This window comes from Bacillus cereus group sp. MYBK5-2 (genome assembly GCF_051915685.1).
GTDB classification, from domain to species: domain Bacteria; phylum Bacillota; class Bacilli; order Bacillales; family Bacillaceae_G; genus Bacillus_A; species Bacillus_A cereus.
In genome coordinates, this window is the sequence record NZ_JBQAFE010000010.1 from 98,535 (window position 1) to 114,159 (window position 15,625).

Below are 15,625 nucleotides of genomic sequence, written 5' to 3' on the forward strand. Positions count from 1 at the left end.
CCTCCGCCTTTTTATTTATTTTCACTTTTGAAATAGACATGCTACTACAAATCTATTTATTAGACGAACTAGATCTGAAAGGTGTTGCGAAAAACAAATAAATAGCTTTAAAAACAGTAGCTATGTTGACATAGTGTAGAATAAACCTGGATAACTTTTTTCGTCCCATTCTATTTATTTGTAAAATGTGGCATTCTTTTTTCAATAAATGCCTTTACCCCCTCCTTCACATCTTCTGTTTGAAATACTTTTCCAAAGTAACGCGCTTCAATCTCAAGCCCTTCTTGTAAAGGTACTGCTGCCCCTTCGCGAATTGCCGACTTCATATAGGCGAGAGCTGGAAGAGAAAATTTACTTATATCCCTTGCAATCTCTTTTGCTTTATTTAACGCCTCTCCTCGAGGGGTAATGTAGTTAACCAAGCCTATTTCTTTTGCTTCTTTAGCTGTAATCGATTTCCCTGTGAACATCATCTCTTTTGCTTTCCCTTCTCCAATTAATCTAGGTAAGCGTTGGGTTCCTCCAGCCCCAGGAAATAAACCTAACGTAATTTCCGGTAATCCAATTAAAGATTGCTCTTCTATTATCCTTAAGTCACAAGCAAGTGCTAATTCACATCCACCACCTAGTGCTAACCCATTAACAGCAGCTATAGTCGGTTTAGACAGATTCTCTAGTTGATTAAGAGGTTGTTGCAATTCTAATGATTTCATCTCGGCATATTTTTCACCTTTGCCCATCCAATCTGGAAATTCTTTTATATTCCCTCCCGCTACAAAGGCCTTTTCTCCACTTCCAGTTATAATTACGACTGAAATATCATTATCAATTTCTATTTCCTCTAATACATCTACTAATTGTTGAACTACTTCTAAACTTAAAGTGTTGACTGGTGGATTTTTAATTGTAACGACAGCAATACTTCCTTTTTTATTACAAGTTACTACTCGTTCATTCTTCATAAAAAATCCCCTTTTAAACTACCTAGTTTTTCACAACACCAAGCATCTTTACTTCACTTACCATCAGCCTAAATTTCCGAATATGGTTCCGCTTTTAGAAATTCATCAATTTATTGTATGAACTGTAGAAGCATAAAATGAGCAATCCTTTCTTGGCATCACTTTATAATCTAAACATATTTTTAAATTATTCTTTTACTGTATTAATTTGCTTTATGTTTCTTTGGTTTCCGTTACACAGTTTCTGAAGCTGGATGACTCTTAGAAAAAATGAGATAAGAAGACTGATACATGAGGTACATTAAATGAGAACAATTTAAGAAATACACTGTTTTAGTAACCACTTGTATTTAAGTCTTTGTTAACTAATTTGTTGTAATTACAATTGAACTACCCCCACTTTCACTTCGTTTAGAAGTGGGGAATTCCTAAGTAAAGAGTTCTATCGAACTCTAAATAAAAAAGCTTATCCTTTAACACGTTATGATAAGCTTTTTTATTATTCTTTTCATTTTTTGTTTTCGGAAGTATTTCTTTAGCTTGATAGCAATGCGGTGCTATCAAGCTAAAACTTTATAGTGCCCTCAAAACGGAAACAACAAGTTGCATTTATATAAATAGCTTTTGGAAAATTGATAATTTTGTTCAGGGATACTTTAAGTTTTTAGCTTGAAGGGCATATAGTGCTACCTCATACAGAGTAATTAGGATATTAAACTTAAACGTGTTATTTTTAGCATTCTAAATAATCGGGTTCAATGTATTTTTCTGTTTCAGGAGAGCTTTTAATTTCTATAGGATATTTCTTAAAAGCTACAACAGTAATCCTATCTTCTTGAACTAAACTTCTGGATTCATTTATAGAAGAGAAACCTGTTCGCGTTAAAAAATTGTATAAAGAGGATTTTGTCATCCAAAAACTAGTAACGTTATCTAATGATGCCCATTTTGCTTTTAAACGTTCTTCTATTGATGAATTAGCAGAGTGTTCTAGCATTGTGTGTCCCTTATATTCATAATTTTTATAAAGTACTGATACATTAGGAGTAGAAGTGATATGAGTATCAATTATTACAAACCTTTTGCATACTTCATACACTTTTTCTAAAAAGGGGAATACATCTGAGCAGTCTAAATGATATAAAATACCCGAGCATAAAACAATATCAAATTGACCATATTTGTCAGCACTTAAATTTCTTACATCATCTTGATAAAAGGTTAAGTTTTCCAACCTTAATAAATCTTTAGCGAATATAGCTTTTTGTATGTTTGATTCTCTTCCTTCTATCCCTACAACAGTTGCGCCTTGCATAGCAAACTCAATAGCGTAATGCCCCTCTAAACAAGCCAAATCTAAGATTCGAAGATTTTTAAAATCACATTGTGTGATATCTTGAATCATTGTCACAATTTTTTTTAACGCAGGATTTGGTTGTCGAATATCTCTTGTATATAGAGTATCCGTTAATTTAATATCATAAGCGGTCCATTCACCATATTTACGAATAATGTTTTCTTTTTCGAGAACAAAATCTTTCATGATACAATTCGCCACCTTTAACATAATATTATGTGTAATATATACCTTCATAAGATCAATATATGTGTGTATAACTTGTATTTAGACGAAGGTAAACATGTTAAGTCTAATTCTAGAGTATTCCTGCAAAATAAAATTCTCACTAATAAAAAATATGTTATATAACTATAAAAACTCTACCAAATTATTAAAGGAATCTCCTTCCCCCTATCGAATTATTGTAGAGGAAAGGAGAGGAATACATGGAAATTCTAGGTTTAGATCCTCGCGCATTAGCGACTTTAGGTGCACTTGAATACACCAATCGTCGCAATAAATTAATCGAAGACTCGGAGAATAACATATACGAGTGTAAAGAAATAAAAGAAATACTTCAATCACTCCCTAAAGAGAAGCAGATTGAGGTTCTTGAGAATCAAGCTCACTTTGAAGCTGTGGCAAAGATGATTGAACAAAACAATTTAATTCTTTTAGAACAGATGAAAGCTCTACAGCTAATTCAGAAATAACAAACTTATGATTGATTAACTCTACATATGCTTCCATAAATAATGTATCTTTATTTATACCTTCAGCCTCTGTTTTTACAGGGGCTTTTGTTATGCGTTGATTCATATTTTGAATTTGAATGGTTTCTTTCACATGTATGAATAGATCTTCTAACAAACCTGGTGTAGACCCTAATTCCTGCTTTTCAATTTCCTCTGTGACGGCACTGATAAATTCCCATAGTACTTTTGCACCTAGTAATTCTGCTAAACGTTTTTCACGCATTTCAAATGTTTTCATGTTCATATTTAACCACTTCCTTCTCCGTATTTTTTACCGATAATTAAATTGTTTAGATTATGATGTAGCTACTATGTACAGTAATTGAATTCTCACTCACTCCAATTGTAAACTATAGTTTACAATTGGACCCAAAAATAGATTCAACGCTTTTTCCCAAAACCTTTGCTATTTTTATAGCTAACTTAACGTTTGGTTGTTTTTTATTATTCTCTATCTCAGAAATATAAGTGCGCGATAAACCAACTTGTTCCGCTAATTTTTCTTGTGATATTAGTTTTTCTTTTCGTAATTCAGCTATCTTATTCACTGCTCTACTCCCCTCCGCTTATGTATTCATATGATTACAAAACAATTGTAAACCATAGTTTACTTAATCGTCAACAATGTTTTACATGTTTTTTCTCTATTTTAGTTTCTTTTTGTAAATTATTGTTTACAATTGTAATAGGAGGATTACATATGAAGAAAACTCTTGGTGAAATTATAAAAAATTATCGTTTAACAAATAAACTATCCTTACGCGAGTTTGCTCAAAAATGTGATGTTAGTCATACTTATATAGACAAACTTGAAAAAGGTGTAGATTCAAGAACTGGAAAACCTGTAGAACCCACACTTTTAGTAATAGAAAAGATATCAAATGCCATGAATATAAGCACAAAATCCTTATTAGAAGAAATAGGATTCATTACAAGAGATAATATTGAGGTAACTGATACAGAATTAGAACAGTGGTTTAAAGCTATTAAAAGTGCCTCTCCTCAAAAGCAGGAGGAATTAAAGAAGTTTTGGAAGTTTTTAATACAAAAGGAAGACTAAATTAGCTAAAAGGCCTCCACCTTGACAGGGTGGAGGTCAGCTACAACGGGTAGTTATAGATCTTTTGTCTTGTTTTCAATAACGACATAGGAGGCGTTTTTTTATGACATCTAATATGGAACATTATCTCTTATATTTTTCATTCCTACTGCTACTTATGTTATTTCTAAATTAATATGGTCATAATTAAAAAAGAAGGTGCTCGCAGCTCCCTCTTTTTTTAGATAATTAAATATGCTCTCCATGATCCATAAACACTTCAATAGTTTCATTTTGTGATACGTCTTTTACATTAGTAAGACCAAAAGTAAAAACAGCGGATAACATCATCATTAATAAGATTGCTTTTTTCATTTTAGCGCCCTTCTTTCTATACTCTTTTTGTCTGCATCTAAAGCGATGTGTAAATACTTGCTGGCTTTTTCGTGATTTTCTGAACCATAGAATATATTACCTAAAAGATAAGCATATTCTTTTACCCAATCATATAATTCTTCTCTTTCAAAATACAAAATACCTTCCATGACCACCTTTTCTAATTCTTCTTGTGGCGCATAGTTATGTAATGCTTTTAAAATTTGAAAATGATGACGATAACATAAGTCACTAACCTTATAGCCATTCTCAATATATTCATTAGCATTATGATTGTGACCTAACTTAAAATGTTCTCTTGCTAAAAGAAACATCGTTTTAGCGTTGTTTTCTAGTGATTCCTCTAAATGCTTAATTGCTAACTCTGACATGTTTTGACTTGCATATAAAAGTCCTAAATTGTGCTTTACACGTTTAGTAAGACTTTCGTCATGAGATTTTTGGAAAGTACCCAATGCTGAAAGTAAATATTCTTCTGCACTTTCGAAATCACTTAAGCGAGTGTGTGCCATCCCTAAAGTATTCAAACAAGCAGCAGTTTTTAATTCATACCCTGGACTAATTGAAAATACTTCATTTGCCTTCGTAGCAAATTGAACTGCTAGGATTGGTTTCAATATGTGATAGTAATGAACTGCAAGCCAATAATTAAATTCAGCTTTTTCGATTTCATCATGCATGTACTCTAAATACTTTTCAGCTTCTTCAAATTGCATTCTTGCTTCACTATGGTTTGCTGTATTAGTAGCATAAATTGCTTTAAATAAATGATGATAGTACTCTAAAAATGTTTCTGTAGGCTCTTGTAATGGCTCAATTTTATCCAAAATATCTTTTGAACTATCCATATCACGAATTAGCAGATTATACCGTGCATTCAATAAAGCATAGTAGACTAATATTGTTTGGTCTTCCTTAATATTATTGATTTTATCTGCAATCTCTTCTTTTATTTTATTAGACTGTAATACACGTTGTGAAATTATAGCTTGATACCAGTCGTTTAATAATTTTGTGATTTCTTCTTTAGAAATAATTTCAACATTCATATACGCTACCCCCTTTTGTTAAATGTTACCACAACATACTTGTTTATATAAATGGTTTTTAGAATATTAAAACTTGATAAACTTTTTTGAACACTTATATTAAACAATGTTAATTTCAGATTTATTGAACTACCCCCACTTTAAATAATTATCTGTTAATCTTACCAATCCAATTAGTACAACAGTTAACGTGATACACAGGGAAGATTTAATTCAATAGAAAATATATTTTGAATAACTTCCCTTAAAATTAGTATCAGTATCCCTCATTCCCTCGTCTACCGATTTTAATATCCGTATTTCTTCAAGTACACATATATATGATTTGATTTTATACGAAAAACCATGAATTATTAAAAATTTAGTTTCAGATAGAAGACGTAGACCATAGGAGTTGGTGTTTCTTAATCCAGAATACATTACTGGGTCTTTTTTCATTAGTACAAGATATAAATCGTCAGTTTGAATTATATAGTTGAGAAGGAATGCTTAATAAAGAAGGAGGATCATGATGAAATATCAAACCTTATTTCCCTCATTAAAAAAATTGCTTTTTATCTTTATCCTTTCTTTCAGTATGTTAATTTTCACACTCCCTGCCTCTACCTTTGCACAATCCAATGACAATGTAATTTCTGTTACAAATTACTATGTATCTCCAACAGGAAATGACCTCAATCCCGGCACATTAGATCAACCTTTCGCTACCATTCAAAAAGCTGCTAACGTTGCTAAAGAAGGAAGTACAATCTACATAAGAGGCGGAGTTTATAACCAAAAAGTTCGTGTCGCTCATTCTGGTGCCTCAGGCGCACCCATTACTTTTCAAAATTACCAAGATGAAAAAGTCATTCTTGATGGTTCTAAAGTCAAGTTAGAAGATGATGGGTTATTTACAATAGAAGACAAAAACTACATTCAAGTAAAAGGATTAGAATTTCGTAACTTAAAGTCAACGAAAGTTAACGAAACCCCTATTGGTATTTATATCACTGGAACAGGAAGTTACATTGATATTAGAAATAATTATATTCACCACATTGAAGCAAATGTTAAGGATGGAAATGCACACGGTATTGCTGTATACGGTACTTCATCTAGTGCTCAAAATAATTTAAATCATATTGTCATCGATAATAACGAAGTAGCAAATTTGAAGTTAGGACTGAGTGAAGCAATTGCTGTGAATGGGAATGTAGATTTCTTTGAAGTTACCAATAATAAAGTACATGATAACAACAACATCGGAATTGTCCTGATTGGACATGAAGGCGTATCACCAGTAGCTTCTTTAGATCAGGCACGAAATGGAGTTGTTCGTAATAACATTGTCCATCACAATTCATCCATCAATAATACTAGTTATAATGAATATTCAGCTGATGGTATTTACGTGGATGGTGGGAAGGAAATTGTCATTGAGCAAAATCAAAGCTATGAAAATGATCTCGGTATTGAAGTAGCTAGCGAACATGCTGGAAAAAGCGCAAGCCAAATTACTGTTAGAGACAATACAATATCAAATAATATTATGAGTGGTATTGCAATTGGTGGGTATGACAGTCAGCAAGGATATGCTGAAAACAACACAATTACGAACAATGTAATTTATAAAAATGATACAAAAGATCAAGAGAGTGGCCAAATCGAATTAAATTACGATACCCGAAACAATGTAATTACCAATAACCAAATCTATGCAAGTAATAGCCGTATTTTTATTAGCAATAATTTTAATAAAAACACTGGAAACAAACTCGATTACAATCATTACTATGGTGAATTCGATCAAACTAATGGCTTATGGCAATGGAAAAGAAAAATGTATAAAGGATTTTCTTCTTATCAAGCAGGTATGAACCAAGAAGGAAATGAACAACATAGTGTATTTAGCAAATTGTCTCCTTCATTCAAACTTATTTTAAAATGAAGCAAATTTACTAAAATGACTTTATCTTAGCAAACTTCAAATCCCCTCCCCTATAATGGCAAGGATGAATTAAAAATTGCAGTTTCAATTGAAACTGCAATTTTTCCATGCTTATAAAGGCTCTGCATTTATTCTATAAGTACATAAGTGTATCTATAATTATATTTAGTAAGCTGCGGCTAATTTCTCTTAATATTAAGTACTAATACCTCCGCAGAAATTAATCTATTATTAATTCAAGAACAAGTATATTAAAAATATGACCACTTATTTTTAGTATTTCTCTTTATATTTAATAGCTCCTTCTCCAATATGAATAAGCAACTTTTATTATTCCTAAAGAAATAAAGAAATATAAGAGAATATTCACAAATTGTTCTGCTGTAATATATTGAAGTATGTTAAGGAGGAATAATATAACTATTCCCAGATAAAGAGTATTATATAAAAAATTAGTAGTTTTATACTGAATTTCTAAACCTCTCTCATCTCTTGCCTCTGGGCTTTTTTGAAATTTAAACATATATAATTCACTTAAGCATGATAAAACTATAATAATAATTACAGCATACTTTATAAATTCCATTTGTTTATTCCTCCTTAAATTCAAAAACTTCCTCTAATGGTTTTCCAAAAGCTTGGGCTATTTTAAATGCAAGAATTAAAGAGGGATTATATTTATTCCTTTCCATAGAAGCGATAGTCTGTCTACTAGCACCTACTCTCTCTCCTAAATCTTGCTGTGTCCAACCTTTTTCGGCACGACAAACAACTATCCGGTTGTTTAACAACTACCTCCACCTCCCATAAACATTTTATCCTATTTTTAACATTTTGCATATAATCTTTAACATATTGTGTACTATTTTTTACATTTTATTAAAAATACCATATGAGGAACATTGAATATTCGTAAGAAGTTGTCTCTTCAAACAACTAATATTCTAGGAAATTGCAACTAAAGAAGTTGCTGTTTCTTTTATTCCCCTAAAAACTTAATCGCTTTGCGGTACTTCTCCAATCGTTTTAGGTCTCTCTCTGTTATCCTAGCAAGTCTTGAGTGATCAGAATTATGTTTTAAGTCTGCAAGTTTAACTGTACGGGCAAGAGAATTTTCTTTCACTCTGCTCAGATACTCAAAATAAGGTGTGTATTTCTCTTTTGTCAGTACCTGCACTGCCTCAACTACGTTATGAGGTATACCAGCATTTAATAAATCAGCAGCTGATATCTCAGTATCTTCCAGAACATCATGCAAATAAGCAGTAGCCTTCTCTTCGGTCGTATTTACAAAGCTAGCAACTGCCTCAGGGTGTTTGATATAATCCATACCTGCTTTATCTACTTGTCCAGCATGTGCTTTTTTGGCTATCTCATAAGCTATCTTTATATAATCAGGTAACATCGCAAAATCTCCCTTTCTTTAAATAAAATCTCCCCCTCTAGCAAGCTGTTCTAAAAGTGAAGGAGGAAAATATTGATATAATCCCTTAGCAAATCATTGAAGTTTATCTTGGAACAAAAAATTCATAAAAAATGCCATCCTCTCTGTATATTTCTACAAAAAGAATAGCGTTTTTGGGTTATACGGATACAATTTTATTTTAATTTGAATTACGCCCTTTTCCCTTACGGGTATTTACTATATTAATGAAGAAAATTAGTCCGCAGACAAGAAATAAAAAAGGGTGCACCCATGTTCTAGAATTACCAAGACTTATAATAAGCATTATAATGCAAAGGATACAGCCTATAATATTAATGCTAAAAGATAACTTCTCCTTTATTGTTTTCATTTTTAACTATTCCCTTCCAGATGCCACCTTTAATTTATAATTCTTAATATAATAATAACATACGTTTCGAATTTTAACTTTTTTTACATTTAATCACTTTTTTTGTTCTGGTACAACAAATACTGTTATTGTGTGCCCCCAGGTAGCAAGATAGCAATAACCCCTGAAATTAAAATTAAATCTGAACAGATTGAAGAATTCACTACAAAAAAGCTAACGAAGCAAAAATAAACAAAATATAGATTTGAATTATATTTCTCAACAACCAAAATTACTTAATGTGTTAAAAAATAATCAGGTTGGCACCCAATACCATATTACGATGGTTCCAGTCGCAGGAAGGCACCTTTGGGTGTCTTTTCTTTTGTTTGAAACATATTCTGGCAAAATACCTGTATCTTTGTTAATTTACGACTCACATAAAACAACAAACTTCGTATATATAATTTGTTACCCTAAATGGGTTGAAAATACGAACAGTTATAGGAGGATTTTGTGAATGGTAAAAACAGCTTGTGTAAGTATTATTACTGGCATTCTTTTAATATGTTCAACAGGATGTGCCAATCAAACTGATTCTATTATAGCTAAAACTCAATCAATAGATGATGGCACATATACAACAAAAGAGATCACAGACGCATTTCCTGTAGGAACACCCATAACTACTTACATTCAAAAAGAAGAAAAACTGAACGTAAAACATCTCACCAATATTTCACTTACAGATGGTGGCGTCGGTAGAGTTCTGGAAGCAACAGATGGTTTTGTTGTCGTATGTGGGAATGAAAAAGGAGTTTTTGATGTGTTAATATTTAAAACCATGGAAGATGTAAAGAAATATGAACAGAGTTTAAAGCGATAATTAATATTCTTCTTATGCCTTTTACACAGACATTGTCCTCTTGCTCTTGCTGTGGCTTTTTCTAAGTACAGTATAATTGCGTCACGAATACACACACGTTATAATAGTCACCTAATTACATATGAAGAGGTGCAGAAAATGAATAAAACAGAATTAACAAAAGTAGTAGCAGAAAAAGCTGAACTTACACAAAAAGATGCAGCAGCAGCAACACAAGCTTTATTAGATACAATAACAAATGCGTTAGCAAATGGAGAGAAAGTACAGATTCTTGGTTTTGGTACATTTGAAGTACGTGAAAGATCTGCACGTACAGGACGTAACCCACAAACAGGTGAAGAAATGCAAATCGCGGCTTCAAAAGCACCTGCTTTTAAAGCTGGAAAAGAATTAAAAGAGGCAGTGAAATAATTACACATAGTCAAAAGGCTTTCCACGCCCCAGCTTTGCCCCCTACCCTTCGCATATCCTGTTTTGGCTAGCTAATCTGGTTTGTTAAGGTGGAAAAGAGAAGGAGGGCAAAAAAAAAGAATCCTTTAAAGACCAGGATTCTTTTTTTTGAAGTATCGCCTATTGTGAAGTATTTTTATAAGAATGTGTAGTAGAAGGTTATAGCAAATCCGATTATAAAGAGTAATGATACGAGGAGATAAACTCTTTTTTTGTTATCTTTTGCTATTATTTTATCTAGTGTAATAAAAATACCAACAATACCTGCGATTAATGCGAATTTAGAGAATTCAGATGGATATGTGAAGGCAACTACTGCGAAACAAGCAATAATCAATGTTAGTCTATAAAACAGTATTCCTTTAGACATTTCCATTTGAGGAATCACACCCTTCTTTTTATATTTGACTAGCAGCGCAACCAATTGCGTAACCAGCTAGACATCCAAGACAACCACCACATGCATATGGACTAGCAAATAAACATCCTCCACATGCACCTTCGCAAGCCCATTTAGCCCATTGAGGCATAGTTTTCCAGTTGTTTTTAATACAACGTTGAACATCTTCCCAGTAACCTGCTTTTGCATTGTTTTCTTTTAAGATTGATTCACTTTTTCCATCAGTGAATAATTTCATCTGATTAAGTTTTCCATCTTTTGAATTTAGGTCTAAAGTCCCTACATTTTCACCATCTAATGTTTTTACTGTTAAAAGAATCGTATCACCATTATTTGGTGTTTTCAACTCTAAAAATGTAGGGTCTGCAAACTTACTTTCAGATTCGTTAAATCCTACAGTTAGATATTGTTTTGTATCATTAGATTTAGGGTTTTCTTTTGAAGGAATTATGATCGCCGATGTTTTATTCTCTTTATAATCGACCTTAACAGCTTCTTTCCATTCAAAATCTGCTGTGGAGTAAATACTTAATTTGTTTTGTTTAAGATCAGTTAATTGTTTTTTTACTTTGTCCAAAATTTGTTCGTCAGCAAATTTATTTGTTTCATTTTTCGAAAGATTTTCTGGTTTTTTACAAGGTACACAATCGTTCTTTTTTTCTTTGGTATTATTATTAATATTGTTACTAGTATTATCTTGTGCAAAAACTTTTTCTAAATTTAGTGAGTATGGTTGAAAAACTCCAAAAGCTAATATAACTACGACAAAAACTAATCCTAAAATTTTTTTCAAACTAATACAGCTCCCTTATAAGTATAATTTCTCCTCACCTCCATAATAGAACAAAAAATGGAAATTTTTAATATTTTTCTAATAATTGGAATGTGTTGTTAACTTAGAGAACTTTGATATATTCCGTTTTTCATTTATTTAAAAATCAGATTATAAAAAAACACCTTCAAGAATGAAGGTGTTTTTTTCTTATAAGTCAGCGTGTGTTTGTAATAAATAATCTGGTCTTGCTGGTGCACCTCCACCGTCTCCTATATTTACAGCTTGATTTTTAAAAGAATCGTTTAACCCTAACGATAGGATACTAATTAAAGATATTCCAAGTATAGTTAGATAGATTTTTTTCATTATTTTAACGCTCCTTTTTCTAATTCATTTTTTTGAGCTGTATTGCTCATGTAAAAATATTGACTTGCTTTGTTATGGTTATTTTCTTCATAAAACTTTAGAGCTAAGATATCAGCATATTCTTTTACGCATTCCCATAGTTTTTCTTGTTTGAAATAAGTAATACCTTCTGAAACAAATATTTCTAAAGTTAATGTAGGGACATTGTTGTTGAGGGCTTTTAAAATTTTAAAACGATGTTGGAATTCTTGATTGTTAAAATCGTTACTAAGTTTTAATCCTTTTTGAATTAGTTGATCGCTGTAATTATGGTCATTTATCTTATAGTATTCATATGCTTCTACGAAAAATGCTTTGAAATGGTTTGGATTGTTCTTTGTTACTTCAGATACATGACGAATCGCGAGTTTAGATAAATTTTGTTTTGAATATAACCAAGCTAAATTATGTCTTACCATAAGGATAGAATTTTTATGGTTATTTTTTTGGAATGTGTCTAGTGCCTTATTAAATGACTCCTCAGCTAATTCGAAATGTTTTAAATCAATACAACACAGACCTATAAAATTGTCACATAGTGCTACATTTATTTCATAATCTTCATGTTTTAAAAATTCTTCTTTAGCTAATTTTATATAATCAAGAGCTATTACTTGTTTATAGATTTGATAATAAAAATATCCCATTCGATAATTAAATTCAGCATGTTCTATTGGATCAGGAATGTGTATTAATAGTTCTTTTGCTTTTTCATAGTGTTCACTTGCTTCAGTGTAATTGGATGTTAAAGTACAATGAAATGCTTTAAAGAAGTGATAATAATAAGCCAGGAAGTCATCTGCTGGAGTTGTGAAATTATCCATTTCATCAAAACTGCTTTCGTTAATACTTATCCAATCTGTTAATGCTTTGTATCTAAAATCTAATAAAGAATAATATAAGATTAAGTTTTGATTTTCTTTGACATTGTTAATTTCATTGTCTATATACTCTTTTAATTGTTTTGCTTTAACTAATTGGTGTTTTAACATGGATTGATACCAGTCGTTTAATAATTTTGTTATTTGTTCATTTTCTAATTGAACATTCATAGAATCTTCCCCTTTTCCAAAATTATCTATATCTAATGTAAAACCATGGTATCATGGCATTACGTTAGATTAACCTTTAAATAAGTTGATATATATAAATTTCAATATTCTATGTATTTTACCTTTAATTTTATTACGATTCTTATTTAGTATGTTTTTAGCAAAAGAAATACTAATAAATCCAGGGCACATTTATGGACAGGATGAAGGATATTACATACGTTTATCATACACCTATGCTTCAATCAAATATTTATAAAATTAAATATACTAATTAAAAGAAATTATCCATCCACTTTAATGTGAGGTCATTGCCATCAAGTTAAGAAATTCATTATCCTAAAAACGAAAAAAATGAATTCTCATAAATTGGTGTAGAGAGATAAAAATTTTCTTTTTGTGGGTATTTCAAAATTTTAGCTTGATGGACATGTGTCACGCCCCCTATTACTGATTGTTGTTAGAACTGCTGCTCCCACAAGAAGAATATCTGAAAAAATTATTTTAAAACAAAACCTCTTTATAAAAGAACTCGCGTTCGTATACAATAAGAACAAACATTCTTTTTATTTAGGGAGGAATAACAGTGTATGACTATTGTATCTTACCGAATAGAATCATCTTATGTGTTGATTTACGTAGCTTTTACCCTTCTATAAGTTGCATCAAAATGGGGTTAGATCCTATGTATACAAAATTGGCAGTAGTCGGTAATGTAAATAGAAACGGTTCAATCGTATTAGCTGCCACTCCCCCATTAAAAGAATTGGGAGTAAAGAAGATGGCGAGATTATACGAGATCCCTCGCAGAAAAGACATTCTAGTTGTAAATCCCATTATGGCTACTTACATTAAATGCTCCAATTACATAACTAAACTAGCTTTACAGTACGTTCCTATTAAAGATTTTCACCAATATTCTATCGATGAGTTTTTCATGGATATTACGGATAGTATTCATTTATTTGCTAACAATCCCTATGAATTTGCGTTGACATTTAAACGTGAAATATATGCAAAAACACGGATCGAATACACAATAGGAATTGGCCCTAACCCTTTAATGAGCAAAATAGCTTTAGATATAGATGTAAAATAAAATAAATTTACGTAAACATGTTTAAATCATTATAAAGGAGCATAAAAGAATGCAAGAGGTTCAAATAAGAAAGAATGCAGTAGGAGCAATTATTCATAATGATATTAAAAACTATCCCTATTTAAATATACCTATGGTTATTAAAGAGAAAGATGGACAGATTTATGAAGTTATAAACACTGGTTTTCACACTAATAATGCAGTAAGAATGATAACAACGGACGATTTTGCAACAACCAGAGTAAATGCACCGATTGTAACTGTAAAAAACAGTGATGGTAATATTCAAGTATACCGCTTGCCTTTAGAATTGGAATCTTGGGTAATTTCTTGTATGCAGGCTGCTTCTGCAGGAAAAATTTCATTTCCATGTAAAGTTTCCTTTGGGATTATAGATACAAAATATTATGTTGAATTCATTTAAAATTAGAATATATTTGATGCGAATAAAGACGGAACACCAACATTTTGCAAATTCTGTACGTCAAGACTAAATCTCTTAATCAAACCATATTTTATTATAAGTACCAAAACTCACTACCAACAACAAAGTAGCCTAAAAAATATTAAACATCCTTTATTATCGATATTATTAACGTCAAATAAAAAAAGAAGAGAGAAAACATTCTCTCTTCACCAATAATATTTTACAGAGTAAGTAGGGTAAAAAACTATATAAAGATGAACCACAAAAATACTTTACCTAGTTAATTATATCATAAATCACTCTAAAAAAATACATATCACATACAATTTTGTTTTATTTATGACAAAATTGTTAAATATTTGAATATAAAAAGGCATTATATCTAAATGAATAGAAAGGTGTTGGTGTGGTAATAAAATTTAAGGAGGCTTTCTATTATGTTTTCAAAAAAACAAAAATTATTAACAGTAATTACAACATTAACATTAGGGTGCGGATTTACTTTTGGCTTAACACCTGCTTCTGCGGATACTGCCAATAACACTTCTCCAATTAAGGAGGAACAGGTACGAATACAAATACCTTTCACGGGCTATGTTATTTCAGCAGACGATAATTACTTAATTGTTGCTGATACTTTTACGAAAGAAGAAGCACTTTATTATCAGAATAATTGGTGGGAGCTAGTTTCCCAAAATAAAATTTTAAGAGTACCTGTATCCAATGGTGAAAACTACAAATTAGGTGAAAAATTAAACGTATACGCTGCTGCTTGGACTTACTCTTTACCACCAATCGCTATAATGCCAACAATTGAAAAAGTAGTTGATTAAATACTGCTTATCTAATAAAAGAAACATTGCCCTAATTAGAGCAATGTTTCTTT

19 protein-coding genes and 1 pseudogene are annotated in these 15,625 nt (G+C 31.2%); 7 read left to right on the forward strand and 13 right to left on the reverse strand.

What is annotated here, in order from left to right:
- Window positions 1-170 precede the first annotated feature (170 nt).
- The 4 genes from ACTFP3_RS25255 to ACTFP3_RS25270 form a co-directional block, all read right to left on the reverse strand.
- Window positions 171-962, reverse strand: a complete 792-nt coding sequence (locus ACTFP3_RS25255; RefSeq protein ID WP_440011573.1) for an enoyl-CoA hydratase — start codon at window positions 960-962, stop codon at window positions 171-173.
- Between the two features lie 733 nt (window positions 963-1,695).
- The gene (locus ACTFP3_RS25260) at window positions 1,696-2,505 is read right to left on the reverse strand and encodes a class I SAM-dependent methyltransferase (RefSeq protein WP_139848437.1); all 810 of its coding nucleotides are present in this window, start codon (window positions 2,503-2,505) and stop codon (window positions 1,696-1,698) included.
- 384 nt (window positions 2,506-2,889) lie between these two features.
- On the reverse strand, window positions 2,890-3,300 hold the full coding sequence (locus ACTFP3_RS25265) for a hypothetical protein (protein WP_440011574.1): 411 nt from the start codon (window positions 3,298-3,300) through the stop codon (window positions 2,890-2,892).
- 106 nt (window positions 3,301-3,406) lie between these two features.
- A complete protein-coding gene (locus ACTFP3_RS25270; RefSeq protein WP_087965341.1) occupies window positions 3,407-3,604 on the reverse strand; it encodes a helix-turn-helix transcriptional regulator in 198 nt (65 codons plus the stop codon).
- Between the two features lie 152 nt (window positions 3,605-3,756).
- On the opposite strand from ACTFP3_RS25270, the gene ACTFP3_RS25275 reads away from it, so the two are divergent.
- Entirely contained in the window at window positions 3,757-4,116 is a 360-nt protein-coding gene (locus tag ACTFP3_RS25275; protein ID WP_087965343.1) for a helix-turn-helix domain-containing protein, read from the forward strand.
- A 228-nt stretch (window positions 4,117-4,344) separates the two neighbouring features.
- Here the strand turns inward: ACTFP3_RS25275 and ACTFP3_RS25280 are convergent, their stop codons facing one another.
- A complete protein-coding gene (locus ACTFP3_RS25280; protein WP_000709205.1) occupies window positions 4,345-4,470 on the reverse strand; it encodes a hypothetical protein in 126 nt (41 codons plus the stop codon).
- The gene (locus tag ACTFP3_RS25285) at window positions 4,467-5,540 is read right to left on the reverse strand and encodes a Rap family tetratricopeptide repeat protein (RefSeq protein WP_440011577.1); all 1,074 of its coding nucleotides are present in this window, start codon (window positions 5,538-5,540) and stop codon (window positions 4,467-4,469) included. Before ACTFP3_RS25285 ends, ACTFP3_RS25280 begins: the two co-directional genes overlap by 4 nt.
- 511 nt (window positions 5,541-6,051) lie before the next feature.
- Between ACTFP3_RS25285 and ACTFP3_RS25290 the strand changes: the two genes are divergently transcribed.
- Window positions 6,052-7,470: a right-handed parallel beta-helix repeat-containing protein gene (locus ACTFP3_RS25290; protein ID WP_440011578.1), complete on the forward strand. Its 1,419-nt coding sequence runs from the start codon at window positions 6,052-6,054 to the stop codon at window positions 7,468-7,470.
- 292 nt (window positions 7,471-7,762) lie between these two features.
- Here ACTFP3_RS25290 and ACTFP3_RS25295 read toward each other — a convergent pair whose 3' ends face one another.
- The 3 genes from ACTFP3_RS25295 to ACTFP3_RS25305 form a co-directional block, all read right to left on the reverse strand.
- Window positions 7,763-8,056, reverse strand: a complete 294-nt coding sequence (locus ACTFP3_RS25295) for a hypothetical protein (protein WP_440011579.1) — start codon at window positions 8,054-8,056, stop codon at window positions 7,763-7,765.
- A gap of 4 nt (window positions 8,057-8,060) precedes the next feature.
- Complete coding sequence (locus tag ACTFP3_RS25300; RefSeq protein ID WP_000933886.1) at window positions 8,061-8,261, reverse strand: helix-turn-helix transcriptional regulator; 201 nt, start codon at window positions 8,259-8,261, stop codon at window positions 8,061-8,063.
- 188 nt (window positions 8,262-8,449) lie between these two features.
- The gene (locus ACTFP3_RS25305; RefSeq protein ID WP_440011581.1) at window positions 8,450-8,875 is read right to left on the reverse strand and encodes an HD domain-containing protein; all 426 of its coding nucleotides are present in this window, start codon (window positions 8,873-8,875) and stop codon (window positions 8,450-8,452) included.
- 890 nt (window positions 8,876-9,765) lie between these two features.
- Between ACTFP3_RS25305 and ACTFP3_RS25310 the strand changes: the two genes are divergently transcribed.
- Window positions 9,766-10,131, forward strand: a complete 366-nt coding sequence (locus tag ACTFP3_RS25310) for a hypothetical protein (RefSeq protein ID WP_214632099.1) — start codon at window positions 9,766-9,768, stop codon at window positions 10,129-10,131.
- 138 nt (window positions 10,132-10,269) lie between these two features.
- Window positions 10,270-10,542 carry an HU family DNA-binding protein gene (locus ACTFP3_RS25315; RefSeq protein WP_001043941.1) on the forward strand — a complete coding sequence of 91 codons (273 nt, stop codon included), beginning with the start codon at window positions 10,270-10,272 and terminating at the stop codon, window positions 10,540-10,542.
- 175 nt (window positions 10,543-10,717) lie between these two features.
- Here ACTFP3_RS25315 and ACTFP3_RS25320 read toward each other — a convergent pair whose 3' ends face one another.
- The 4 genes from ACTFP3_RS25320 to ACTFP3_RS25335 all read right to left on the reverse strand — a co-directional run bounded on the left by ACTFP3_RS25320 (window position 10,718) and on the right by ACTFP3_RS25335 (window position 13,213).
- On the reverse strand, window positions 10,718-10,957 hold the full coding sequence (locus ACTFP3_RS25320; RefSeq protein WP_002182105.1) for a hypothetical protein: 240 nt from the start codon (window positions 10,955-10,957) through the stop codon (window positions 10,718-10,720).
- Window positions 10,958-10,979: 22 nt separating this feature from the next.
- Window positions 10,980-11,774 carry a hypothetical protein gene (locus ACTFP3_RS25325; RefSeq protein WP_149214846.1) on the reverse strand — a complete coding sequence of 265 codons (795 nt, stop codon included), beginning with the start codon at window positions 11,772-11,774 and terminating at the stop codon, window positions 10,980-10,982.
- 189 nt (window positions 11,775-11,963) lie between these two features.
- Window positions 11,964-12,122, reverse strand: coding sequence for a Phr family secreted Rap phosphatase inhibitor (locus ACTFP3_RS25330; protein ID WP_000725639.1), 159 nt, complete (start codon window positions 12,120-12,122; stop codon window positions 11,964-11,966).
- A complete protein-coding gene (locus ACTFP3_RS25335; RefSeq protein WP_149214845.1) occupies window positions 12,122-13,213 on the reverse strand; it encodes a hypothetical protein in 1,092 nt (363 codons plus the stop codon). The genes ACTFP3_RS25330 and ACTFP3_RS25335 overlap by 1 nt, the downstream gene beginning before the upstream one ends.
- A gap of 586 nt (window positions 13,214-13,799) precedes the next feature.
- On the opposite strand from ACTFP3_RS25335, the pseudogene ACTFP3_RS25340 reads away from it, so the two are divergent.
- The 3 genes and pseudogenes from ACTFP3_RS25340 to ACTFP3_RS25350 form a co-directional block, all read left to right on the forward strand.
- Window positions 13,800-14,309: pseudogene (locus tag ACTFP3_RS25340) on the forward strand (Y-family DNA polymerase); the annotation flags it as partial.
- 52 nt (window positions 14,310-14,361) lie between these two features.
- The gene (locus ACTFP3_RS25345) at window positions 14,362-14,736 is read left to right on the forward strand and encodes a hypothetical protein (RefSeq protein ID WP_001158652.1); all 375 of its coding nucleotides are present in this window, start codon (window positions 14,362-14,364) and stop codon (window positions 14,734-14,736) included.
- Between the two features lie 440 nt (window positions 14,737-15,176).
- Window positions 15,177-15,572 (forward strand): DUF3221 domain-containing protein, encoded by a 396-nt coding sequence (locus ACTFP3_RS25350; RefSeq protein WP_000491765.1) that lies wholly within the window; start codon window positions 15,177-15,179, stop codon window positions 15,570-15,572.
- Window positions 15,573-15,625: the final 53 nt, after the last annotated feature.

Excerpts from the sequence above, each read along its gene's own strand:
- ACTFP3_RS25305 (WP_440011581.1), bottom strand. The coding sequence starts at position 8,875 with ATGTTACCTGATTATATAAAGATAGCTTATGAGATAGCCAAAAAAGCA.
- ACTFP3_RS25315 (WP_001043941.1), top strand. The coding sequence starts at position 10,270 with ATGAATAAAACAGAATTAACAAAAGTAGTAGCAGAAAAAGCTGAACTT.
- ACTFP3_RS25310 (WP_214632099.1), top strand. The coding sequence starts at position 9,766 with ATGGTAAAAACAGCTTGTGTAAGTATTATTACTGGCATTCTTTTAATA.
- ACTFP3_RS25265 (WP_440011574.1), bottom strand. The coding sequence starts at position 3,300 with ATGAACATGAAAACATTTGAAATGCGTGAAAAACGTTTAGCAGAATTA.
- ACTFP3_RS25260 (WP_139848437.1), bottom strand. The coding sequence starts at position 2,505 with ATGAAAGATTTTGTTCTCGAAAAAGAAAACATTATTCGTAAATATGGT.
- ACTFP3_RS25320 (WP_002182105.1), bottom strand. The coding sequence starts at position 10,957 with ATGGAAATGTCTAAAGGAATACTGTTTTATAGACTAACATTGATTATT.
- ACTFP3_RS25330 (WP_000725639.1), bottom strand. The coding sequence starts at position 12,122 with ATGAAAAAAATCTATCTAACTATACTTGGAATATCTTTAATTAGTATC.
- ACTFP3_RS25280 (WP_000709205.1), bottom strand. The coding sequence starts at position 4,470 with ATGAAAAAAGCAATCTTATTAATGATGATGTTATCCGCTGTTTTTACT.
- ACTFP3_RS25295 (WP_440011579.1), bottom strand. The coding sequence starts at position 8,056 with ATGGAATTTATAAAGTATGCTGTAATTATTATTATAGTTTTATCATGC.
- ACTFP3_RS25335 (WP_149214845.1), bottom strand. The coding sequence starts at position 13,213 with ATGAATGTTCAATTAGAAAATGAACAAATAACAAAATTATTAAACGAC.
- ACTFP3_RS25275 (WP_087965343.1), top strand. The coding sequence starts at position 3,757 with ATGAAGAAAACTCTTGGTGAAATTATAAAAAATTATCGTTTAACAAAT.
- ACTFP3_RS25350 (WP_000491765.1), top strand. The coding sequence starts at position 15,177 with ATGTTTTCAAAAAAACAAAAATTATTAACAGTAATTACAACATTAACA.
- ACTFP3_RS25255 (WP_440011573.1), bottom strand. The coding sequence starts at position 962 with ATGAAGAATGAACGAGTAGTAACTTGTAATAAAAAAGGAAGTATTGCT.
- ACTFP3_RS25285 (WP_440011577.1), bottom strand. The coding sequence starts at position 5,540 with ATGAATGTTGAAATTATTTCTAAAGAAGAAATCACAAAATTATTAAAC.
- ACTFP3_RS25290 (WP_440011578.1), top strand. The coding sequence starts at position 6,052 with ATGAAATATCAAACCTTATTTCCCTCATTAAAAAAATTGCTTTTTATC.
- ACTFP3_RS25345 (WP_001158652.1), top strand. The coding sequence starts at position 14,362 with ATGCAAGAGGTTCAAATAAGAAAGAATGCAGTAGGAGCAATTATTCAT.